Origin of the sequence: Pseudactinotalea sp. Z1748 (assembly GCF_049725185.1) — a bacterium.
In the GTDB taxonomy this organism is placed as follows: Bacteria; Actinomycetota; Actinomycetes; order Actinomycetales; family Beutenbergiaceae; genus CALKWS01.
This window is the reverse complement of record NZ_JBMPQB010000001.1, coordinates 241,348-263,464: the sequence shown is the minus strand read 5'-3', so window position 1 is coordinate 263,464 and position 22,117 is coordinate 241,348. Positions and strand designations below refer to the sequence as shown.

At 68.7% G+C, this 22,117-nt stretch carries 17 protein-coding genes and 1 tRNA gene; 4 read left to right on the top strand and 14 right to left on the bottom strand.

All coding sequences use genetic code 11. From position 1 onward, the window contains the following. Window positions 1–67: 67 nt before the first annotated feature. A complete protein-coding gene (locus ACO0LU_RS01320) occupies window positions 68–1,060 on the top strand; it encodes a helix-turn-helix transcriptional regulator (RefSeq protein ID WP_424789626.1) in 993 nt (330 codons plus the stop codon). A gap of 16 nt (window positions 1,061–1,076) precedes the next feature. On the opposite strand, the gene ACO0LU_RS01315 is transcribed toward ACO0LU_RS01320, so the two are convergent. The 12 genes from ACO0LU_RS01315 to ACO0LU_RS01260 all read right to left on the bottom strand — a co-directional run bounded on the left by ACO0LU_RS01315 (window position 1,077) and on the right by ACO0LU_RS01260 (window position 14,785). Then, the gene (locus ACO0LU_RS01315; RefSeq protein ID WP_424789625.1) at window positions 1,077–1,823 is read right to left on the bottom strand and encodes a hypothetical protein; all 747 of its coding nucleotides are present in this window, start codon (window positions 1,821–1,823) and stop codon (window positions 1,077–1,079) included. 136 nt (window positions 1,824–1,959) lie between these two features. Then, window positions 1,960–2,032: transfer RNA gene (locus ACO0LU_RS01310), tRNA-Thr, on the bottom strand. A gap of 133 nt (window positions 2,033–2,165) precedes the next feature. Continuing rightward, window positions 2,166–3,695, bottom strand: coding sequence for an alpha/beta hydrolase (locus ACO0LU_RS01305; RefSeq protein WP_424789624.1), 1,530 nt, complete (start codon window positions 3,693–3,695; stop codon window positions 2,166–2,168). Between the two features lie 84 nt (window positions 3,696–3,779). Further along, window positions 3,780–4,931, bottom strand: coding sequence for a DNA polymerase III subunit delta' (locus ACO0LU_RS01300; protein ID WP_424789623.1), 1,152 nt, complete (start codon window positions 4,929–4,931; stop codon window positions 3,780–3,782). Further along, the gene (tmk, locus tag ACO0LU_RS01295; protein ID WP_424790176.1) at window positions 4,928–5,599 is read right to left on the bottom strand and encodes a dTMP kinase; all 672 of its coding nucleotides are present in this window, start codon (window positions 5,597–5,599) and stop codon (window positions 4,928–4,930) included. Before tmk ends, ACO0LU_RS01300 begins: the two co-directional genes overlap by 4 nt. Window positions 5,600–5,843: 244 nt before the next feature. Continuing rightward, a complete protein-coding gene (locus ACO0LU_RS01290) occupies window positions 5,844–6,776 on the bottom strand; it encodes an undecaprenyl-diphosphate phosphatase (RefSeq protein ID WP_424789622.1) in 933 nt (310 codons plus the stop codon). A 333-nt stretch (window positions 6,777–7,109) separates the two neighbouring features. Then, window positions 7,110–8,129 (bottom strand): Gfo/Idh/MocA family protein, encoded by a 1,020-nt coding sequence (locus ACO0LU_RS01285; protein WP_424789621.1) that lies wholly within the window; start codon window positions 8,127–8,129, stop codon window positions 7,110–7,112. Window positions 8,130–8,144: 15 nt separating this feature from the next. Beyond that, window positions 8,145–10,922, bottom strand: a complete 2,778-nt coding sequence (gene topA / locus ACO0LU_RS01280; RefSeq protein WP_424789620.1) for a type I DNA topoisomerase — start codon at window positions 10,920–10,922, stop codon at window positions 8,145–8,147. Between the two features lie 271 nt (window positions 10,923–11,193). Beyond that, complete coding sequence (locus ACO0LU_RS01275) at window positions 11,194–11,892, bottom strand: glycerophosphodiester phosphodiesterase (protein WP_424789619.1); 699 nt, start codon at window positions 11,890–11,892, stop codon at window positions 11,194–11,196. Between the two features lie 56 nt (window positions 11,893–11,948). Then, on the bottom strand, window positions 11,949–12,839 hold the full coding sequence (locus ACO0LU_RS01270; protein ID WP_424789618.1) for a phosphatase PAP2 family protein: 891 nt from the start codon (window positions 12,837–12,839) through the stop codon (window positions 11,949–11,951). 111 nt (window positions 12,840–12,950) lie between these two features. After that, complete coding sequence (locus tag ACO0LU_RS01265; RefSeq protein ID WP_424789617.1) at window positions 12,951–13,817, bottom strand: ABC transporter permease; 867 nt, start codon at window positions 13,815–13,817, stop codon at window positions 12,951–12,953. Next, on the bottom strand, window positions 13,814–14,785 hold the full coding sequence (locus ACO0LU_RS01260) for an ATP-binding cassette domain-containing protein (protein ID WP_424789616.1): 972 nt from the start codon (window positions 14,783–14,785) through the stop codon (window positions 13,814–13,816). Before ACO0LU_RS01260 ends, ACO0LU_RS01265 begins: the two co-directional genes overlap by 4 nt. Window positions 14,786–14,898: 113 nt before the next feature. On the opposite strand from ACO0LU_RS01260, the gene ACO0LU_RS01255 reads away from it, so the two are divergent. Next, a complete protein-coding gene (locus tag ACO0LU_RS01255; protein ID WP_424789615.1) occupies window positions 14,899–15,681 on the top strand; it encodes a TetR/AcrR family transcriptional regulator in 783 nt (260 codons plus the stop codon). Between the two features lie 64 nt (window positions 15,682–15,745). On the opposite strand, the gene ACO0LU_RS01250 is transcribed toward ACO0LU_RS01255, so the two are convergent. Then, entirely contained in the window at window positions 15,746–17,332 is a 1,587-nt protein-coding gene (locus tag ACO0LU_RS01250) for a DUF7059 domain-containing protein (protein ID WP_424789614.1), read from the bottom strand. A gap of 94 nt (window positions 17,333–17,426) precedes the next feature. On the opposite strand from ACO0LU_RS01250, the gene ACO0LU_RS01245 reads away from it, so the two are divergent. Next, window positions 17,427–18,929, top strand: coding sequence for an MFS transporter (locus ACO0LU_RS01245; RefSeq protein ID WP_424789613.1), 1,503 nt, complete (start codon window positions 17,427–17,429; stop codon window positions 18,927–18,929). A 96-nt stretch (window positions 18,930–19,025) separates the two neighbouring features. Here ACO0LU_RS01245 and ACO0LU_RS01240 read toward each other — a convergent pair whose 3' ends face one another. Beyond that, complete coding sequence (locus ACO0LU_RS01240; protein ID WP_424789612.1) at window positions 19,026–21,332, bottom strand: sodium-translocating pyrophosphatase; 2,307 nt, start codon at window positions 21,330–21,332, stop codon at window positions 19,026–19,028. Window positions 21,333–21,527: 195 nt separating this feature from the next. Between ACO0LU_RS01240 and ACO0LU_RS01235 the strand changes: the two genes are divergently transcribed. Further along, window positions 21,528–22,115, top strand: a complete 588-nt coding sequence (locus ACO0LU_RS01235; protein WP_424789611.1) for a hypothetical protein — start codon at window positions 21,528–21,530, stop codon at window positions 22,113–22,115. The last annotated feature ends 2 nt before the right edge of the window (window positions 22,116–22,117 follow it).

The window sequence follows — 22,117 nt, the reverse complement described above, 5'->3', positions numbered from 1 at the left end:
TCTTGGGGGCACCCAATCTGCCGCGGGTTCCCGACAACTCGTGTCGTGAATTGCGTACCGTTTCCCTGTGCGAACGACGCGGCTGCTGGCGGTCATGATGGACCTGGCCCGGCTGTCCACGACCACGGTGCACCACCTGGCCAGGCGTCACGCTGTGTCCGAGCGGACGATCCAGCGTGACGTGGCCGCCCTGATCGGCATGGGCGTACCGATCTGGACCCGGACCGGTCCGGGCGGAGGCGTCGGGTTGGTCGATGGCTGGAGGTCCCCGATCACCGGGATGACGGCCGGCGAACTCCAAGCCCTCATCATCGGCGTGGCCGGATCCCGTGATCTCGGGCTGAGCGAGGATTTGGAGACAGCGCGGTTGAAGATGCTCAGTTCATCCTCCGCCCAGGCCGCCGTGCTCGCACCGGCGCAGGAACGATTCCTCCTCGATCACGAACGCTGGTTCACCGAACCGGACCGACCTGCCGCGCTCACGGCGGTGGCCCGGGCGGTCTGGAACGGAACGCGGATCAGGATCGACTACGCACGATCGGGGCATCCCGCGGTGCAGCGCCTCCTCGATCCGCTCGGGCTGGTGCTCAAGACCGACGTCTGGTACCTCATCGCCGCGCACCGACGGCAGGTGCGGACCTACCGGCTCTCCCGGGTCACCTCCACCCACGTGCTCGACGACGTGGCGTGGCGCCCGCCGGATTTCTCCCTCGCCGAGTACTGGGGCCGGGCCCGGGCTGCCTTCGAGTCCTCACTCAACACCCTGCCGGTCCGGCTCTCGATCCCGATCAGTGCCCTCGACGGTCTGCGGGCGGCCGTGCCCGGGCCGGAAACCGAGGAGAGCCTGCGGTCGGCGCGCAAATCCGGGGATCGCCTCGACGTCAATCTGGTGATGGAGAGTCTGCAGATTGCGGCCGCGCAACTCCTGGCAGTTCCGGGAGTGGAGGTGCACGAGCCGGTGGAGTTACGCAGCAGGCTGCACCGACTCGGCCAGGACCTTGCGGCCCGCCATCGGGTGCGGCCCGGGCACCAGCAGGACTCCAGCGACATCAATCACTGAGCGACCGGACGCTCACCTACCCTGCCCCGTGGCCCTCATCCTCTTCCTTCGACCGTGGGCTGCGTACCAGGAAGTACATCACCGTCATGGTGAGCACGCCCGCTGCGGCGGCGGCCACGGGAACACCGTCCTCACCCACGAAATCCTCAAGTGTGCTCCGGGCCTCGGACTCTGGAACCGCCAGGGCCAGCACGACGAACGCCCCCACGACCACGGTGGCCAGGACCTTGCCCAGTAGTTGGCGCCACCGGGACTGCCCCTTCTTGGCCAGGGATTCACCGGCTTTGGCCACCTGTTTGCCTCGCATCACGCGCAAGGCGCCCACACTCCGCCCCAGGCGGAACAACTGCATCGGGCCGATGCTGAAGACGACCGCCAGGACCGCGGCAAACGTCAGGCCTATCAGCCACCAGTTCCGGCGGACCCAGGCGATCTTCCTTGGCGAAAGGAAGAAGAACAGGACCGTTTCGACGACCAGGACCACCGTGGCCAGCCACAGCCCGACATGGCCGACCATCTCGAAGGGCTCGTCCAACAGTGTCAGAAAGACCGCTGGCACCGAGGCGACGGCGGCGATCAGCACCGGCCAGGCCAGCCACGTCTCCCACCTCTCTTGGACCTGGTCAACCTCGTCCTCGCTGGCGTTGCCGAAAGTCACGGCAGCGATGTCCCTGGCTTCCGCAGGTGCGCGGTCGACAACGTTCTCGGCGCGGCGAGGCTCCGGGTCGTCGTCCGCCTGCTGCGGAGGGTTCGTGGAGGCCACGACGTCACGATATCCCGGTACTTGCCCCGAAAGGTCACCCTCCGCGGTGCCTGGGTACTGCTGGGGAACATGAGGGGTCTGAAGCCACGACCGTGCCCGGTTCGCGACGATCGATGGCGCGTGCGCAGGGCCTGGGAGCCGCCTGTGGGAATCGAACCCACGACCTATTCATTACGAGTGAATCGCTCTGCCGACTGAGCTAAGGCGGCCAGCACACCGGGGCCACGTGGGCGCCGGGGCAGCGCGCCTACTGTACCTGCCGTGACTGGCACCGTTCAAAACGGCAGCCGGGTCCGCCGTCGTCGGCTCTCATTCTTGCTCGGCGCGCACGCGCCGGGCAACTCAGCACTGCGTCCCGTCCTCGGGCACCTGCCCCTCGAGCAGGTAGGCATCCACGGCCTCATGCACACAGGAGTTGTGCCCGCCGTAGGCGCCGTGACCATCGCCGTCATAACTCAGCAGTACCCCCGATTCCAACTGCTCGGCGAGCGCCTCGGACCACTCATGCGGGGTCGCCGGATCGCGGGTGGTGCCGATCACTAGGATGGGCGGGGCGCCGGCTGCCGCAAGCGGAGCGCGGGTGCCAGTGGCCTCGAACGGCATCGTGGAACACCCGACCTCGCCGTAGCCGAAGTAGGGGCCGAACACCTCGGAGATGTCCTCCAACGCCTCGGCCTCGGCGATGATCTCATCCCGGTCCAGTTCCACCGGGAAGTCCAGGCAGTTGATCGCCCGGAAGGCCCCCTGGTCCTCGGGGTAGGTCCCGTCGTCCTCCCGCTCCAGTGCGAGGTCGGAGATGAACCGGATCTGGCTGGCGTCGTCCTGGTAGATCAGCATCGCCAGTGCCTCACTGAGTACCGGCCAGGAGTCCACGTTGTACAGCGCCAGCACGATGGTGTTGATCAGGTCGGCGTCGGTGACCGGGCGGTCCGGGTCCGTGGCGGGCATCGGATCATCACGCAACGTGGTGAGCAGATCCACTGTCTCGCCGATCGCCTCGTCCACGTCGCCTTCGAAGGGGCAGTCCGGGCCCGCCTGGCAGTCGGCGACGAAGGATCGGTAGGCGCGATCGAATCCCAGCACCTGCCCGCCCGCGATCTCGGCGTAGTCCAACGCCGGGTTCATCGCCCCGTCGAGCACCAACCGGTGCACCCGGTCGGGGAAGTGCTCGGCATAGGTGGCACCCAGGAAGGTGCCGTAGGAATACCCCATGTAGGTCATGGAGTCCTCCCCCATCACGGCGCGAAGCACGTCCAGATCCTGCGCGGCGCTGACGGTGTCGACGAACCCGAGCAGGTCCCCGGTGTTCTCCAGGCACGCCTGCCCGTAGTCGGTCTCGGTGGCGACGAAGTCCTCCCAACCGGCATTGGTGGTCACCTCGAAGAATGTGCCGTAGTACTCCTCGAGCCCGGCGGAATCCAGGCAACGGATCGCATCGGACTCCCCCACCCCCCGGGGATCGAACCCGACGACGTCGAACCGCTGCAGGATGGGCCCGGAGAACATCGCATCGACGCTGTCCATGAACTCCAGGCCCGAACTGCCCGGCCCGCCCGGGTTGACGAAGAGTGCGCCCTCGCTGGTTCCCAGCGCCTCAGCGACCTTCACGGCCAACTCGATGGTGTCCCCGTCCGGGTCGTCGTAGTCCATCGGTACCTGCACGCGGGTGCACCGGTGCCGGTCCCCGCAGTCGGTCCAGTCCAGGTCCTGGTCGTAGTACTCCGGCAGGCCGTCCGCGCCGCCCTCCGGGGGAACCTCGGGTGTGGCGGCGTCCGGTGGTTGCAGCATCGGTGCCGGAGCGCACGCGGCCAGGAGCAGCGCCCCCGCCAGCAGCGAGATCAGTCCGATGCGACGGGAAGGGGGCGACAGCACCAACCGAGCCTACAAAGCTCCTGCGGTCCCGGCGCACCACCACGCCCACCTCCGGCGCGGCGCGCACCTGGACACGCACAGGGCTCAGTGCGCGTGCGCCTCGGCTTGTGGACGCAGCGCCACGGCCATCGCCTCGATGGCCAGCAACGGCGCGGCGTTGGCGCTGATCCGGGTGCGGGCCAGTCCGATCGCATCCATCCGGCGCAGCGTCACCTCCGGGGTGCTGGCCCGGGCCACCTGCTGCACCGCCTCACCCGAGGAGGCATTGACCAGGGCGACATCGGAGCCCACCTGCACTACCAGCACATCGCGGTAGAAGGACAACAGGTCCACCAACGCCCGGTCGAGCACGTCCAGCAACGCTCTGCGTGCGCGCCGCTTCTGCTCCTCCTCCATCTGCCGCAGTTGCGGCCGGAGCGCCAGCGGCACGGGGCCGCTGCCCTCGGCGCCTAGGCTGCGTAGCAGTTCGGCCTTCTCGCGTTCATCTCGCTCGGTGGTCGCCTCCTTCGACTGCTCGGTGGCCGAGTCCACAAGTCGCCCGGCGGCCAGCACGGCGTCACCCACCCCGCGGATCCCGGAGGCGATCTGCAACACGGTGCGTCGGAACTCCCGTGCCGGGGCGTGGGTGGCGAGGCGGCGCGCCACTCCGACGTGGCTCTGTGCCTCGTGAGCGCAGGCCAGCGCAAGGTCCGGGTCCACCCCGTCCCGGCGCACCAGCAGATCGGCCACCGCCTGGGGCGGTGGTACCCGCAGGTTCACCAGACGGCACCGCGACCGGATCGTCACCAGCACATCCTGCGGACTCGGCGCACACAGCACCCAGACGGTGCGGGGCGGCGGTTCCTCGATCGCCTTGAGCAGCACGTTGCCGGTCTGCTCGCCCATCCGGTCGGCGTCCTCGACGATAATCACCCGCCAGCGTCCCTGGGAGGGAGCCCGCTGAGCGAGTGAGACCAGTTCACGGGCCTCGGCCACGGTGATGACCACCTTCTCGGTGGCCAGCACGGTCACGTCCGGGTGCGTCCCGGCCAGAGCGGTGCGCGCCGAATCCTCGTGCGCGCAGGCGTCGGCCCCGGCCTGCAGCGCGGCGGCGAAGGCACGCGCGGCCACCGACCGTCCTGAGCCCGGTGGTCCGGTGATCAGCCACGCATGCGTCATCGCCGCCGGCCGCTCTGCGGCCTCGCGCAGTACCTGGACGGCCTGCTCCTGGCCGACCAGGGACTCCCAGACGCTCACCGTCCGCCTCCCTGCGCACTCGGATGGCTGCCCCCTGGGGCGTCCTCGGACAGCAGTGGCTCCACGGCCGCACGCACCTGCTGGGCAATCTTCTCCCTGCTCCCGGCGGCATCGAGCACCAACCATCGCTGCGGCTCGGCTGCGGCCCGGTCCAGGAACGCCTGGCGGGTGCGGCGGTGGAACTCCATCCCCGCCCGTTCCATCCGGTCGGCACCCTGTTCTCCCAGCCGCTGCACCAGTTGCTCGGTGGGGAGGTCCAGCAACACCGTCAGGGCCGGCATCAAGCCGTTGGTGCCCCACCGGGAGAGTCGTTCGACGTCCTCGGCGGCGAGTTCGCGCCCGGCCGCCTGGTAGGCGACGGAGGAGTCCAGGTACCGGTCCGTCAGCACCACCGCACCACGGGCCAGCGCCGGCCGGATCAGGGTGAGAGTGTGATGGGCCCGGTCGGCCGCGAAGAGCAGCGCCTCGGTCCGGGCATCGATGTCCTGGCCGTGCAACAGTTCGTTGCGCAGCGTCCGGCCCAGTTCGGTGCCGCCCGGTTCACGGGTGGTCACCACCTCGCGCCCGAACTCCTCGCGCAGCCACTGCGCCAGCAGGCGAACCTGGGTGCTCTTGCCGGCACCGTCGCCGCCTTCGAAGGAGATGAACAGTCCACTCACAGTGCTCAGGGTATCCGGCCCCGCCCACACGCCCGCCCGGCCTCGGTAGCCCTGGGTGTGAGTCAGGATTGTGGTGTTGGGGTGGCAGCGGGCCACAGGAGGTGTTCGCGGTTGGATTGCATCAGGTGCGCAGCGCCAGCATCCGGGTCGTGCTTCGACAATGCCCCAGCCGAGGCGTTCTTCTCCTCTCGGGAGTGGGAGGTCCTCTCCCGGCACGAGTTCGAAATCCGGACCCAGCTGTGAGATCACGCTCCTACCGGACCGTGATGGGTGCCGTCTGCCAGTGCGTCTGCGCCTCCTCTACCGGGATCTCCTCGAGTGCCGGTGGATCACCGTAATCAGGCTGGATCACCAATGTGACCACCGCAAGGATGACCACGTAGGCAGCGAAGATCCGGAAGTAGCCCCGGTAGAGCAGCGTCAGCACCAGCCACAGCGCGCCGGCACCCACCCCGGCCGCAACCAGGAACGCCAGCGCGTAGGCGTCCCAGCCCACGGCGAATCCTCCTTGGTGGTCCAGCAGGGATAGCGATTGCACCCCGGTGGCCGCCACGATGGTGGGGATGGCGACGAAGAAACTGTACTGGGCCGCCATCCTGCGGTGCATGCCCAGTGCAAGTGCTGCGGCGATGGTCAAGCCAGAGCGGCTCAGTCCCGGAAGGAGCGCCGCCGCCTGGGCCAGTCCGATGATCACGGCGACCGTCACGGTCATTTGTGCCGCTCCCCGCCAGGTGGTGGTCACCGAGTCCGACCACCACAGGATTGCGCCGGTGACAAGTAGCAGCAGCGAGACCGCCCACGGGGTGGCGAAGACGTCAGTACCGAATTCGCGCACACCCAGACCGAGCACGCCGGTGACACCGGTGGTGATGAGGCCCAGGGTCATCAACTTGAGGTGGATAAGGTGGCGCAGGGTATGTCGGTGGCGCAGCAGCGACAGTTCCCTGAAAGTGCCGCGGACCAGCCGAGCCAGCGGCCGGCGCATCACCACCACGATGGAGACCATGGTTCCCAGATGGACCACGAGGTTGAAGAAGATCATCTCGGCAGTCTCCGGGCCCGGCAGGGACGAGCCGGTGGTCACCAGCCAATGCTGGGTGAGCACAAGATGGGACGAGGAACTCACCGGGATGAACATGAACAGCCCCTGGATGGCGCCCAGCAGCAGCGCTTCGAGCAGCGTCACCGGGCGGCCGCCCCGACTCGTTGGGGGAGCCCCACACCGGAGATTCCTGCTGGCACCTCGACCATAGCTCTACGCTAACGCCCGGTGCGCGGACAGTGTGGGACCAAGCCCACCGCAGGGTGTGAGTCAGGATTGTGGTGTTGGGGTGGCAGCGGGCCACAGGAGGCGTTCGCGGTTGGATTGCATCAAGGTGCGTAGGGCCAGCACGGGGTCCAGGCCGGTGATGGTCCAGTGCATGCCGGCTCCTTCCGCCCGTTGCTTGACGATGGTGGTGCAGGCTGACTCCACTGGGCCGGAGGCCGGCGGACCACCGGGCGCCCCTGGTGCGGTGGCTCAGGAAGCGGCGGCGCCCTCCCCGGGCAGTACCACGCCGAGCTGGCGGCGAACCTCGTCCATGGTGCGCATCACCGCCAGGGTCTCCTCCCACGGCAGTACCGGGGATTGGGTCAGTCCGGCCTCGATGCACCGGGCCGTCTCGGCAGCCTGGTAAGCGAAACCGGCGCTCGCCGGCGGCTCGATCGTGCGGACGGCGCCGTCGGTGGAATGGATGGTCAGCGTGCTGGATCCGAAGAACGTCGGGGCGATCTCGATGCGGCCAGCGGTGCCGGAGATCACCGCGTCGTTGCGGGTCCCGGCCAGCATCGTGGTAGTCAGAGACGCCACCACACCGGGGTAGGTGAGCACTACGGCCTCGGTGGCGTCCACCCCGGTCTCGGCCAGGTGACCGACCGCGGTCACGGTCTCGGGGCTGCCGAGTACCTGATGGGCGAAGGAGATCGGGTACACGCCAAGGTCGAGCACGGCACCGCCGGCAAGGTCGGGGTTCTTCAGCCGGTGCGACGGTGCCACATCCAGCCACTGCCCGTGGTGCGCGGTCAGGGTGACCACCTGCCCGATCTCACCGGAGCGCAGTACCCGGTCCAGGGCGGCCATGTGCGGCAGGAACCGGGACCACATCGCCTCCATCGCGAACAACCCGGCCGCATCCGCCGCGGCGAACACCTCGCGGGCCTCCGCCGCGTTGCGGGTGAACGCCTTCTCCACCAGCACCGGTTTGCCCGCCGCCAGCGCCAGCAGTGCGTGGTCCCGGTGCTCCGAGTGCGGCGAAGCGATGTAGACCGACTGCACACGCTCATCGGCCACCAGCGACTCGTAATCACCGTGGGCCACCGGGATGTCGAAGGTCGCAGCGAAGTCATCGGCCCGCTCCTGACTGCGCGAGCCCACCGCCACCACCGTTGCGGCGGTGTGGGCGGGGATCTCGGTGGCGAACCGCCGCGCGATATTGCCGGCGCCGAGGATCCCCCACGCCAATGGCGGCGCCTGCGCCGGGTCGGGCACGTCATGGTCCACGTTGACCTCCTGGGATTACTTCGTGGTGCCGGCGCTCGACTTCTTCGCCGCCGGCTTCTTGGCAGTCGGCTTCTTCGCGGCCGGCTTCTTGGCAGCGGGCTTCTTCGCCGCCGGCTTGCGAGCCGGGCCCTTCGCCCGCTTCTCGGCGAGGAGTTCATAGCCGCGCTCGGCGGTGATCGACTCCACCTGATCGTCCTTGCGCAGCGTGGCATTGGTGCTGCCATCGGTCACGTACGGACCGAACCGGCCGTCCTTGACCACCACCGGCTTACCCGAGACCGGGTCCTCACCCAGTTCCCGCAGCGGTGCCGCCGCGGCCCTGCCCCGCCGCTTCGGCTGGGCGTAGATCTCCAGCGCCTGGTCCAACGTCAGATCGAAGAGTTGGTACTCGTTCTCCAGGGAGCGGGAGTCGGTGCCCTTCTTCAGGTACGGCCCGTACCGGCCGTTCTGCGCCCAGATCTCCTCCTCCGACTCCGGGTCGGTGCCCACCAGCCGCGGTAGGGACAGCAGCCGCACCGCAGTGTCCAGGTCGATCGTGGACAGGTCCATGTCCTTGAACAACGAGGCAGTCCGGGGCTTGACCTTCTTACCGCCCTTGGCCTTACCCGCTTCCTCCTCGGGCAGCACCTCGGTGACGTAGGGACCGAAGCGCCCGGACTTGGCCACGATCGACCGGCCGGTCTCGGGATGGGTACCCAGTTCCCGGTCGCCGTCGGAGGCGGTTTCCAGCAGTTCCCGGGCCTTGGCCACGGTCAGTTCATCCGGAGCCACGTCGTCGGGCACGCTGGCCCGGGTCGGCTTGGCCTCATCAGCACCGACCGAGGTATCGCCGGCGCCGGCCGCACCGTTCGCGCCGGTGCCGCTGTACTCCAGGTAGGGCCCGTACCGGCCCACCCGCAGCGTGATCCCGTCACCGATGTCGATGGAGTTGATCTCCCGGGCGTCGATGTCGCCGAGGTCGGCCACCAGGGCCTGCAGTCCCTCGACGTCACCCCTGCCGAAGTAGAACCCGGTGAGCCAGTCCACCCGGTCCTCCTGCCCGGCGGCGATCCGGTCCAGGTCCGATTCCATCCCGGCGGTGAAGTCGTAGTCGATCAGGCGCCCGAAGTGGGTCTCCAGCAGTCGCACCACCGAGAACGCCAGCCAACTGGGCACCAGCGCCTGCCCGCGCCGCAGTACGTAGCCGCGGTCGGTGATGACCGAGATGGTGGCGGCGTAGGTGGAGGGACGGCCGATGCCGCGCTCCTCCATCGCCTTCACCAGGCTCGCCTCGGTATACCGCGGTGGCGGGCTGGTGTCGTGCCCGTCGGCGAGCAGGTCGTGCACCTGCAACCCGTCCCCGCTCGCGACCTGGGGGAGGCGATCGGTGCCGGAGTCCCGGGACTCGTCGTAGCGCGCGGCATCGCGCCCCTCCTCGTAAGCGGCCAGGAAGCCGCGGAAGGTGATCACGGTGCCGGATGCGGAGAACTCGGCGTCCTGACCGGTCGACGACGACGCGCCGAGCCGGATCGTCGCGGTGGAACCGGTGGCATCGGCCATCTGGGAGGCCACGGTGCGCTTCCAGATCAACTCGTAGAGCCGGAACTGCTCCCCGGAGAGTTCCCGGGCCACCTGGGCGGGGGTCCGGAAGGAGTCCCCGGCGGGACGGATCGCCTCGTGCGCTTCCTGGGCCCCCTTGGACCCGGCGTAGACCCGTGGGGAATCCGGCACGTACTCGGCGCCGTAGAGTTCGGCGGCCTGGCGCCGGGCGGCGTTGATCGCCTGACCGGACAGCGCCGAGGAGTCGGTCCGCATGTAGGTGATGTAGCCGTTCTCGTACAGCGCCTGCGCGGTGCGCATGGCTGCCCGGGAGTTCATCCGCAACTTGCGCGAGGCCTCCTGCTGCAGCGTGGAGGTGGTGAACGGCGCGGCCGGCCGGCGTTTGTAGGGCTTCTCCTCGACGCGGCGGACGGCGAAACTCGCCGAGGCCAGGCCCTCCACCAGGGCGTGGGCGGCCTCGGCATCCAGGTGCACCGCCGAGGCGGTGCGCAGAACCCCGTCGTCACCGAAGTCCTTGCCGGTAGCCACGCGCGAGCCGTCCAGGGCCACCAGGCGAGCCTTGAACACGGCGCCGGAGTCGCCGTCGACGTTCTTGGCCTGCACGCTCGGGTCGGCGGAGAACTCCCCGACCACGTCCCAGTAGTTGGCCGAGCGGAACGCCATCCGCTCCCGCTCGCGTTCGACCACCATCCGGGTGGCGACGGACTGCACGCGCCCGGCGCTCAGCCCCTGTCTCACCTTGCGCCACAGCACCGGCGAGATCTCGTAGCCGTACAGCCGGTCCAGGATCCGGCGCGTTTCCTGGGCGTCGACCAGGCGGGTGTCCAGTTCCCTGGTGGACTCCAGGGCGCGCTGGATGGCCTCGCGGGTGATCTCGTGGAACACCATCCGCTTGACCGGAACCTTGGGCTTGAGGACCTCCAGCAGGTGCCAGGCAATCGCCTCGCCCTCCCGGTCCTCATCGGTGGCCAAGTAGAGCTCGTCGGCTGCCTTGAGTGCCTTCTTGAGTTCGGTGACCTTCTTCTTCTTGTCACCGTCCACCACGTAGTAGGGGTCGAAGCCGTCCTCGACGTTGATCGCGAACTTCTTGTACGGGCCCTTCTTCATCTCCGCAGGCAGCTCGGAGGGCTGGGGCAGGTCGCGGATGTGCCCCACGCTCGCTTCCACCTCGAAGTCCGAGCCCAGGTAGCCCGCGATGGTGCGGGCCTTGGCGGGGGACTCGACGATGACGAGTTTGCGTGCGGGGGTTGTCACGCGGTTGCTCCTGAAGGGTTCGAGTGCGGGCGTTTCGCCCTGGGCGGTGTCGGACGGACGGGGCTCAATGGCCCGACCCGTTCGGCCTATTCGTTCGGCTGGTTCGGCCGGTGCGCTGGGCTGGTGATCGTGGCGGCTCCGGCGGGGACGACGACGACACAGCATCGTAGATCAGTCCCGCAGGGTACAGCCACGTCTGGGCGCATACTAACCACACCTTGCGGTGCAACCGCACACGGCCGTCGTGTCACCGACGGAAAGTGAGGTCCAGCTAACCCTCCGCGAGCACCTGCTCGCGCCACGCGATCGCTCGAGCGGGATCGTCCGACGTCACCCCGTTCGCGCCGACGCCGATCGCTTCGCGGATGTCGTCCAAGGTCCGCACCGGCCACAGATGCACCTCGAGGCCCGCCGCGCGGAGCTGTTCGACCAGTCGCGGTGTCACGCCCGCGAACCCGCACGCCAGACGTGTGGCCCTCGCGTGTTCGAGCGCACCCCACAGACCACCAGCATGGTGCTGGACACCGGCGATCGCCTCCATGATGAGTTGCCTACCAGTACCAGGGATGAGGTCGGCGACCGCGCGGGTCACATCGGCACAGAAGGACGCCACGATCGTTCTGCGCGCGTGCTGCGGACGCGAGGCGTAATACTGCGCCAGGTGCGGCGTGACGGCGGGGTCTTTGATCTCGAGTTGAATGCGCACCCGGGTCGCCTCATACATCTCTTCCAGCGTGACCACGCCCCGCCCCGAACCGAGTGTGACGCTCTGCAACTGGGCGAGCGTCAGTGCCGACACCGGTCCGAGTCCGCGCGCGGCGCCATCGGCGGCAATACGATCCAACGTCTCATCGTGGACCAGGACGAGTTCTCTGTCGCTGCTGAGCCGTACGTCCAGTTCGATCTCATCGGCCCCCACCGCTTCGGCGAGCGCGAACGACGCGAGACTGTTCTCCGGCTCATGGGCCATGGCACCGCGGTGACCAACGATCGCCAGACTCAACGGTTCAACACTTCCTCCGGTGCTCAGGGGCTGTCCAGGCGGTGATAGGGGCGCATCCCCAACATCGCCGCCATGCTGAGGGCAGCCACGCCCATCACGCCGGCCCCCGCAGTCAGGTAGGCCAGCACCTGGGCGGAGAAGTCGACCCCGGGGACCTGGGTGAACGTCAGGATACCGCCGGCGATCCCGACCAGTACCCCCGCTCCGGCAATGAACCACAACCACGCCGAGGCGTTGCCTGCAGGCGCTTCGCCGTATCCGCGGGGCAGGGGCCGCAACCGCAACCCCCGGGCTGCTTCGATGAGGAAGTACCAGACGGCGGCCACCGCGTAGGCGGCCACGATGTCCGAGGGACGGTGCCAGCCGAGCACCAGGGTGCCGACCCCGGTGGCTCCGGCGTAGGCGGCACCGGCCAGTGCGACGGGGCCACGCCAACGCGCCGGAGCGATCAGCAGTGCCGTGGCCGCTACCGTTGCTGCCGCGGTGGTATGCCCCGAGGGCAGAGTGTTCACCGGTCGTTCGGTGAGGCCGAAGTCCGGGCGCGTGAGCAGGTACTCCTTGAGCAGTCGGGTGGTGACGTTCGCTCCGCCGAGCATCACGGTGGCAGCGATCGCGATCGACCAGCGCCGCTGCATGGCGGCAACCCCGAATACCACCAGGGCCGCCAGCACCAGGAACGGTTCGGAGATGACTCGGACCACCGGTTCGACCAGGGCATCGAGGCGGTCCCGGCCGTACTGGCTGCCCTGCCAAGCGGCGTCGTCGACGAGTTGGCCCGTGGGCCACAGCACGAAGACGCGCCAGGTGGCCCACAGCCCCACCACCGTGACGGCGGCCAGGAGCAACGGCGGCAACAGGCCTCGGGCGATGCTCGCTGCGGACCGGCCCTGCCCGGGTGTGGTGGCGGTGGACACGGGCCCACGGTAGCTCGCAGGGACTGGGGATGGGGACATAGCGTGGAACGATCACCTCGCGGCGGGCTGCGCCCCGAGGAGCAGCCCTTCTCCGGGCGGTGGGCGCGGTGGCTATTTGCTCAGGTTCTTGAACTGCCGGATCGCCAACGGGATGAAGATCACCATCAGCAGGGCGGGCCAGCCGACCGCTCCGGCCAGGGCGTGGCCGTCGATCCAGTACTGGGCCTCGCCCTGCCCCGCCCCGGGGGTGGCGAAGAGTTCCCGGATCGCGTTGGCGGTGGAGGAGACCGGGTTCCATGCCGCGATCGCTCCGAGCCAACCGGGCATCATCTCCGGCGGGGCGAACACCGAGGAGATGAACCCGATCGGGAAGGCCACCGCGAACAGGCTCCCGGCCGCTTCGGAGTTTTTCAACCGCAGGCCCAGGAACACGCCCACGAAGATCAGGGCGAGCCGCAGCCACAGCAGCAGCCCGAAGGCTGCGAGGGTCGCGACGAGGCTGCCCCCGGAGCGCCACCCGATGATCAACGCCAGCGCGGCGATGATCGTCAGGTCGATCGCGGCATGGATGATATCGGCGATCCCGCGCCCGGTGACCACCGCCGAGGAGGACATCGGCATCGAGCGGAACCGGTCCATGAACCCCTTCTCCTTCTTCAGGGTGACCTCGAAGGCGGTGTTCATGAACCCGAACGCCATCGTCATCGCGAACAGCCCGGGCATGGCGTAGTCGATGTACCCCTCCCCCGCGCCCTGGCCGGTGACGTCCATTGCCGAGCCGAACACGTACACGAACATCAGAACCATCATCACCGGCATGCCCAGTTGCCAGGCGAAGGTCGAGGGCTGGCGCACCAGGTGCATGAATTCCTGCAGCACGATGGTCCAGCAGTCCTTGAGCGCCCAGCGCAGGCGTCCGGCGGCGGAATCGTCGATCGCTACCGCCGCGTGGGCGGTTGCGGGCGTGTGAGTGGTCATCGAACGGCCTCCTTCTGAGGTACGGGGCGGTCGCCGATCAGGTGCAGGAACGCCTCGTCCAGCGTGGGTCGGCGCAGGGCGATGTCGGCGATCTCGATGTGGCGCGCGCGGACCTCGGCGGCAACCGCGGTCAGGGTCCGTACGCCGTCGGAGACCGCCACACTCACCGTCCCGGTGCTCTCGATCACGGCAGGTGGCGCGCCGATCAGCGTGGAGACAGCCTCGCTCAGGGCGGGTAGGTCGGCCGGGTCGGCAACGGTGACCTCCAGGTGCTCGTCTCCGATCCGGCGTTTCAGCCCGGCGGGGGTGTCCTCGATGATGTTCCGGCCATGGTCGATCACGCTGATCCGGTCACAGAGTTGGTCTGCCTCGTCCAGGTAGTGGGTGGTCAACAGCACGGTGGTGCCCCGTACCGCCAGGTCGCGTACCACCTGCCACACCTCCCGGCGTCCGGCCGGGTCCAGCCCGGTGGTGGGTTCGTCCAGGAACAGCACCTGCGGCGCCAGAATCATGCTGGCCGCCAGGTCCAGCCGCCGGCGCATCCCTCCGGAGAAGGTTTTGGGCACGCGGGCGGCTGCCTCGGTGAGACTGAACATCTCCAACAACTCATCGGCGCGACGCCGGGCGGCAGTCCTGTCCAGCCGGAACAGCCTGCCGAACATGGTGAGGTTCTGGCGGGCGGTGAGCAGGTCGTCAACGGCGGTCTGCTGACCGGTCAGGCCGATGCGCTGGCGCACCTGCCGGGCCTGGGTGCGGACATCCAGGCCTGCCACCTCCGCCTGCCCCTCATCCAGCCGCGTCAGGGTGGTGAGGATGCGTACCGCGGTGGTCTTCCCGGCACCGTTGGGCCCGAGCAGCCCGTGCACGGTGCCGGCGGGGACGGCCAGGTCCACCCGGTCGAGGGCGAGCGTGTTCTTGTACCGCTTGATCAGGCCGGTGGCCCGCACCGCCGTCTCGGGATGAGTCATAGGGGCGCCTCACATTCTGCGTACGGTGTCCGCAGGAGACTATAGCGTACGGTGTCCTCAGAAAGTCAATGGAATTGCCGCACGTACGGCAACGCGCGCGAACGGGGTGCATGATGAGCGAGGAACAGGCGGCACAGAATCCTCTCGCGGTGAGCCAGCGGCTGCTGTGGGAAGGGCTCCCCGAGACCCGCAAAGGACCCAGGCCCAGCCTCACCCTGGACCAGATCGTCACCGCAGCGATAGACATCGCCGACGCCGGTGGGATCGATGCGCTCTCGATGCGCAAACTCGCCGCCGAACTGAATATGAGCCCGATGGCGCTGTACCGCTACGTTCCGGGCAAGACGGAACTGCTCCACCTGATGCTCGACGCCGTCGAGGTCCTCCCGGCGGACTCCGCAACCACGCCCGACGACGGATGGCGCGAGGTCCTGGAGGCCTGGGCCTGGCGGGGACGCGCCTTGCACCTGCACCACCGGTGGCTGCTGCAGGTCAACTCCACGCGTACTCCGATCGGCCCGCACAGCCTGGCCGGCATTGAGCGGTTGATGTCCGGGCTGGCCGACATGCCGTTCAGTGACCAGGAGAAGGTCATGGTGATGTCCCTGCTGGACGGGTACGTTACCGGCACCGCGCGGCAGGAGATCCTCTACCAGCAGGCGGCTGAGGAGTCCGGGGTCAGCGATGGCGAGTTCTGGGAATTGCAGCTGCCACTGCTGGTGCAGGCGGTGGAGTCGGGCCACTACCCCACGATGGCCGGGATGGCCGAGGACACCTTCGACGGCGGCTGGGAAGAGACCTTCGCCCTGGGCCTCCACGCCCTGCTGGACGGCCTCGAACTGGAAGTGCAGCGGCGCCGCGCGGGCCGAACCCCCACTGAGGACGGTCTGAGGTGAGATAGGGGGCGCCGGAGAGGGTGGGAGAGCGCGGCGGGAACAGGCGGCGGGACCGGGCGCAGGGTCAGACCGCGCGTAGGAAGCCGTCCAGGACCAACTCGCGCACCATCGGTGCCACCTCGGCGCGTACCGCCTCGACCGGCTCCTCGCTAAGCACCGCGAGGGCACCGATGATCTGCCCGACGGCCAGTTCCCCGTCGCAGGCACCCACCAGCGCCGCGGTATGGCTCGATACCCGCAGGCTGCGTCCCAGGCCACCGCCCTGGTGCAGCACGATCACCTCCGGGTCGGGCTGGCCGGGCCGGTAGTGCCGCTCCTCGGTGACATCGCAGGCCACGAGATAGCGCCGGTCCAGGAGGTTCCCGGCCAGGGCGGGCACGGCGTCCAGGGTGGCGCCGATGGCTACCCCGGCACCTGCTGGCAGCGGGGTGGTGAGTTCCTCGAAACGGCGCCACGGCCCGCCCGTCGGAGCGAACTCGCCACCGCGACCGCCGCCATCCACGGTGCTCTCCACGGCACGCATGCCCCCGCCGGTCTCGCGGCGGCGCAGCAGCACGTACCCGAACCCGATGGCGCCGACATCACGCGCGGCGAAGTCCCGCAGGTAGGTCCGGTATGCGTGCTCCCAGCCCTCCCGGTCCCGTTCGGGGCTGAGACCGCCGTCGCGCAGCCAGGTCTCGGCGTACCGGGCCGGATCGATCTGCTCCCGCTGGATCACCCAGACGTCCACGTCCAGGTCCCGCGTCCAGGCCTCGAGGCGCTCACTCCACCGACCGCCGGCCGGGATCTCCCAGTTGGCCAGGAACTGCGCGGTGCCCCCGGGCCCCAGGTGCTCGGGCAGTGCGCGCACCAGGTGGGCGATGAGGTCATCGCCGCCCCGACCTCCGTCGCGGTAGGTGATGGGGGGCGCTTCGGTGCGGGGGGTGATGACGAACGGCGGGTTGGACACGATCAGGTCGAACGTCTCCCCCGCCACCGGCGCGAGCATGTCCCCGGCGCGCAGGTCGAGGCCCACCCCATTGAGACCGGCATTGAAGGAGGCGTAGGCCAGCGCGCGCGCCGACAGGTCGCTTCCCACCACGTCCGGGCAGAATCCGGCCACATGCAGGGCCTGGATGCCGCATCCGGTGCCCAGGTCCAACGCCCTGCGTACCGGAGCGGGCACCGTGATCTCGGCCAGGGTCCGCCCTGCCGCACCCACACCGAGCACGTGCTCGGTGTCCAGCACCGCGCCGGTGACGGCCTCCCCCTGGTCGGAGGCCAGCCACCACGAGTGCGCCCCGGTGCTGACCGGGCGCAGGTCGACCTGCGCGCGCACCGGATCGCCGGCGCCCTGCCCGGCCGCGCGGACCAGACCGAGGCGGGCTGCGCCGTCGGCCCCCACCGCGGGCAGGGCACGGTCGAGCTCGCTCCTGGTCAGTTCCTGCCCGAGCGTGAACAGGCGCATCAGCGCTGCGGCGGGTTCGGTGCTCGCGGCAGCGGCGTCCCGGGCCGGCAGTGGCTCCTCCCGGTCCAGCGCGGCGATGGCCACCTCACCCACGATCTCGCCGAGATGACCCACCTCATAGCCGGTGGCGGCCAGGTCACGGCGCAGGTCGGCGATGAGAACGGGATCTGCCGTGGGCGCCGGTGGATGCGGCTGATCGGCCACCAGCGCTCCCTTCTCCCCAGTGGTTCACCTTTAATTCACTGTCGGAACTTATTCTTCCACCGCAAAGACCGCCGCGGACGATACCGTGCTCGATATGACAACCCACTCCGGGCAGGGCGGACAGGACGAGCCCCCGCACCACCGGGCCGGCATCGACGCCAACGGTCCCACCATCGCCGCCGCACCACGGCGCCGGTCGTTCACGCCCGGGGACCGGCGGCCGCTGCGTACCCTGTCCTGGCCGGTGCTTGCCTGGTCGCTGTGGGACTGGGGCTCGGCGGCGTTCAACGCGGTGATCACCACGTTCGTCTTCACCGTCTACATCACCTCCGATGCCTTCGGGGAGAACGCTGAGACGAACCTGGGTTTCGCGCTGGCCACCTCCGGGGTGCTGATCGCGGTGTTCGCCCCGATCAGCGGCCAGCGCGCCGACCGCACCGGCCGGCGCACGCTCTGGCTCGGGCTGAACACCACGTTGGTGGTGATCGCCTCCGCCGGGCTGTTCTTCGTGGCCCCGGCGCCGGAGTACCTGTGGTTGGGCCTGTTGTTGCTGGCCGCGGGCAATGTGGCCTTCGAGTTCGCCTCGGTGAACTACTACGCGATGCTCAACGACCTGTCCACGCCGAAGAACATCGGCAGGGTTTCCGGGCTGGGCTGGGGGCTGGGCTACATCGGCGGCATCGTGTTGCTGCTGATCATCTTCTTCGGGTTCATCGACCCCGAGGTGGGTCTGTTCGGCGTGACCAGCGAGAACGGGATGGATGTGCGCATCTCGATGCTGCTGGCCGCGGCCTGGTTCGGGGTCTTCATGCTCCCGGTGCTCTGGGTGATGCGTCGCACCGCCGGCGAGCCGCGCCCACCGAAGGAACGATTCGGCGTCATCGACTCCTACCGGAGGTTGTTCGGCACGATCGCCCACCTGTGGAAGACCGACCGCAACACGGTGTTCTTCCTCATCGCCTCGGCGGTGTTCCGGGACGGGATGGCCGGTGTGTTCACCTTCGGTGGCGTGGTCGCGGCGACCGTGTTCGGCTTCTCGCCCGGGGATGTGATCATCTTCGGGATCGTGGCCAATGTGGTGGCCGGGGTATTCACCATCGCCTTCGGTCCGCTCGATGACCGGTTCGGCCCGAAGAAGTTGATCGTGGTCTCCCTGGTCATGATGATCACCTCCGGCATCATCATCTTCGCCTTCCACGACCGCGGCCAGATCATCTACTGGGTGTTCGGGCTGTTGCTGGCGATCTGGGTGGGCCCGGTGCAGTCGGCCTCGCGCACGTTCCTGTCCCGGCTCATCCCCAAGGGCAAGGAGGGGGAGTTCTTCGGCCTGTACGCCACCACCGGGCGTGCAGTCAGTTTCCTGGCCCCGACTGCTTACTCCAGCGCGATCCTGCTGGGGGTGTGGTTCACCGGGGCGGCCTCGCGCACCGAGACCTCGCACTGGGGGATTCTCGGTATCGCCACCGTGCTGCTGGCCGGGCTGGTGCTGGTGCTGCGGGTGCGCACCGGGGTGCGCGCGGACAGTGCCCTGACACAGGAACCGACGACGACGCAGGAGCCGGTGACCACTGAGTTACCGCCGACCGGGCGTGCCTGAGTAGCCCGGGCTCACCCGATCGTGCTGTCCCCTCGACGCCGTCGACGTGCAGGCCACACGCGTCGGGCGAGCCGCCGACGCGCGTGACCGGCCCGCTCAGCGCGGGCTGTGCACCGGCTCCCCGGACTGGGCTGCCATGTCCTTATCGGACTTGGCAGCTCGCAACCGGTTGATGATGATCGAGGTGAAGATGATCCCGGCGGCCACTACCGCGATGCCGATGCGCAACGTGTGGTTGGCATCCGCGGGCATGCTCATCGCCACCACGGCCGGGGCGATCAGCAGCGCCACCAGGTTCATCACCTTGATCAGCGGGTTGATCGCCGGGCCGGCGGTGTCCTTGAACGGGTCACCGACCGTGTCACCGATCACCACCGCCTCGTGTGCGGGCGACCCCTTACCACCGTGCGCGCCGTCCTCGACGATCTTCTTGGCGTTGTCCCACGCGCCACCGGAGTTGGCCAGGAACACCGCCATCAGCACCCCGGCTGCGATCGCACCTCCGAGAAACCCGGCCAGCGGCCCCACGCCCAGACCGAAGCCGACGGCGATCGGGGCGAAGGCGGCCAGCAGTCCGGGGGTGATGAGTTCACGGAGGGAGTCGCGGGTGCAGATGTCCACGACCTTGCCGTACTCGGGCCGGGTCTGGCCGGTCATGATGCCGGGCATCTCGCGGAACTGGCGGCGCACCTCGTACACGATCGCGCCGGCGGCGCGGGTGACGGCGTCGATGGCCAGTCCGGAGAACAGGAACACGGTGCTGGCGCCCAGGATCACCCCGACCAGGGTGATCGGGGAGATGATGTCGTAGGAGATCATCGAGGCGACGATGTCGTGCATCGCACCGACGTCCACGCCGAGATCACGCATCGCGGCGCTGACCGAGTCGGCGTAGGACCCGAACAGCGCGGTGGCCGCCAGTACCGCAGTGGTGATCGCGATGCCCTTGGTGATGGCCTTGGTGGTATTGCCCGCGGCGTCCAGGTCGGTGAGGATCTGGGCGCCGGCTTCATCGACGTCCCCGGACATCTCCGCAATGCCCTGGGCGTTGTCGGAGACGGGCCCGAAGGTATCCATCGCCACGATCACTCCGACGGTGGTGAGCAGACCACAACCGGCCAGGGCGATCAGGAACAGCGACAGCCACACCGAACCGCCGGCGAGCAGGAACAACCCGCACAGTGCCGCGGCGATGATGCCGGCGGTGTACACGGCCGATTCGAACCCGACCCCGATACCGGACAGCACCACGGTGGCCGGACCGGTGCGGGAGGTCTCGGCCACGTGCACCGTGGGCTTGGACGTGGTGTTGGTGAAGTAACCGGTGACCCACAGGATCACCCCGGCCAGTACTACGCCGATCAGCACCGCCAGTGCGGCGATCAAGCGCGGGTCTCCGGGGTGGGTGCTGAGGTCCACGCTGCCGGGGGTCAGGTCCGCGAAGGTCGAGGGCAGGTAGATGAACGCGGCCACCCCGCCCAGCACCGCACCGGCCAACGCGGATTGGTAGAAGCCACGGTTGATGGCAGCGAGTGCCGATTCGGCGCCCCGCACCCGGGTGATGAACACACCCATGACGGCGACCAGCGCGCCGATGGCGGTGATGATCAGCGGGAAGATCAGGCCCTGTTCACCCATCGTGGCCCGGCCCAGAATCAGGGCGGCCACCAGCATCACCGCATAGGACTCGAACAGGTCCGCGGCCATCCCGGCGCAGTCCCCGACGTTGTCGCCGACGTTGTCGGCGATGGTGGCGGCATTGCGGGGGTCGTCCTCGGGAATGTTCTGCTCCACCTTGCCGACCAGGTCCGCTCCCACGTCGGCGGCCTTGGTGAAGATCCCGCCGCCCACGCGCATGAACATCGCCAGTAGCGCCGCGCCGAAGCCGAAGCCCTCGAGCACCAACGGTGCGTCGGAGCCGAAGATCAGCACCACCGCCCCAGCACCCAGCAGGCCCAGTCCGACCACGCTCATGCCCACCACGCCACCTGTGCGGATTCCGATCCGGGCGCCCTCGACGTTGCCACCGGGCCGGGTGGCAGCCGCGGCCACACGCAGATTGGCGCGGGTGGCCAACCACATTCCCAGGTAGCCGATCGCGGCCGAGAAACCGGCTCCGAACAGGAAGGCGATGGCCCGTCCCACCTTGACCCCGAGGTCCCCGGGCAACAGGAACAGCAGGGCGAAGACGATCACGGCGAACAAGCCCAGCGTCTTGAACTGCCGATACAGGTAGGCCCGAGCACCCTCCTGGATCGCTTGGGCGATGGACTGCATGGCTGGGGTGCCGTCAGCGGCGGCCAGAACCTGACCGCGCAGCACCGCAGCGATCGCCAGCGCGGCGAGTGCGATCAGCACGATCACCGACACGATGACAATGCTCGTGGTGTCGAGCGTGGGCATGCATTCTCCTCTATGAGCGCGGCAACGAACTGTGACCGGTTGCACGTCCAACCGGACATCGATCCGGCAGAGTCTATCTGCCCGGAGATGGTGTGTACGCCACTCCCGGCGGGGTGCGCCCTGCCGGTTCACCATCCCATCGTCGAGGGGCCAGATCTTGTTGGCATACACCACGGCAGTGGCCACGATGGCACCATGAGATTCTTGCTGCTGACCGGGCCTCCGGCCGTGGGAAAGATGACGATCGGCCGGTGGATCGCCGCCACCAGCGACTTCCGGTTGTTCCACAACCACCACACGATCGAGCCGCTACTGGAGGTGTTTGGTTACGGCACCCCTGCCTTTACCACCCTGGACCTCGAGTTCCGCCGCCGGGTGATCGAAGAGGCCGCCGGCGCCGGGCTGGACCTGATCTTCACCGTGGTCTGGGACTTCGCCGATCCTGTCGATACGCGGTACGTGGAACACATCACCGCGCCGTACCGCGAGATGGGCGCGCCGGTGCGGGTGGCGGAGTTGCTGGCGCCGTTGTCGGTGCGGCTGGCCCGCAACCACGGGCAGGACCGGCTGGCGGCCAAGCCCTCCAAGCGGGACCTGGAGTGGTCGGACCGGAATGTGCGTGATCTGGAGCGCCACGTCCTGGACTCAGCCGACGACGGCGTCGCCCCCGAGGCGACCGCACTACTGCAGCGACTGGGGCACCGTCGGTTCGACACCACCGGACGGTCAGTGGCCGACACGGCCGCCGACGTGCGTACCTGGGTGGAAGCCGGGACCAGCTGACC

Excerpts from the sequence above, each read along its gene's own strand:
- ACO0LU_RS01275 (WP_424789619.1), bottom strand. The coding sequence starts at position 11,892 with ATGGCCCATGAGCCGGAGAACAGTCTCGCGTCGTTCGCGCTCGCCGAA.
- ACO0LU_RS01265 (WP_424789617.1), bottom strand. The coding sequence starts at position 13,817 with ATGACCACTCACACGCCCGCAACCGCCCACGCGGCGGTAGCGATCGAC.
- ACO0LU_RS01260 (WP_424789616.1), bottom strand. The coding sequence starts at position 14,785 with ATGACTCATCCCGAGACGGCGGTGCGGGCCACCGGCCTGATCAAGCGG.
- ACO0LU_RS01255 (WP_424789615.1), top strand. The coding sequence starts at position 14,899 with ATGAGCGAGGAACAGGCGGCACAGAATCCTCTCGCGGTGAGCCAGCGG.
- ACO0LU_RS01245 (WP_424789613.1), top strand. The coding sequence starts at position 17,427 with ATGACAACCCACTCCGGGCAGGGCGGACAGGACGAGCCCCCGCACCAC.
- ACO0LU_RS01240 (WP_424789612.1), bottom strand. The coding sequence starts at position 21,332 with ATGCCCACGCTCGACACCACGAGCATTGTCATCGTGTCGGTGATCGTG.
- ACO0LU_RS01235 (WP_424789611.1), top strand. The coding sequence starts at position 21,528 with ATGAGATTCTTGCTGCTGACCGGGCCTCCGGCCGTGGGAAAGATGACG.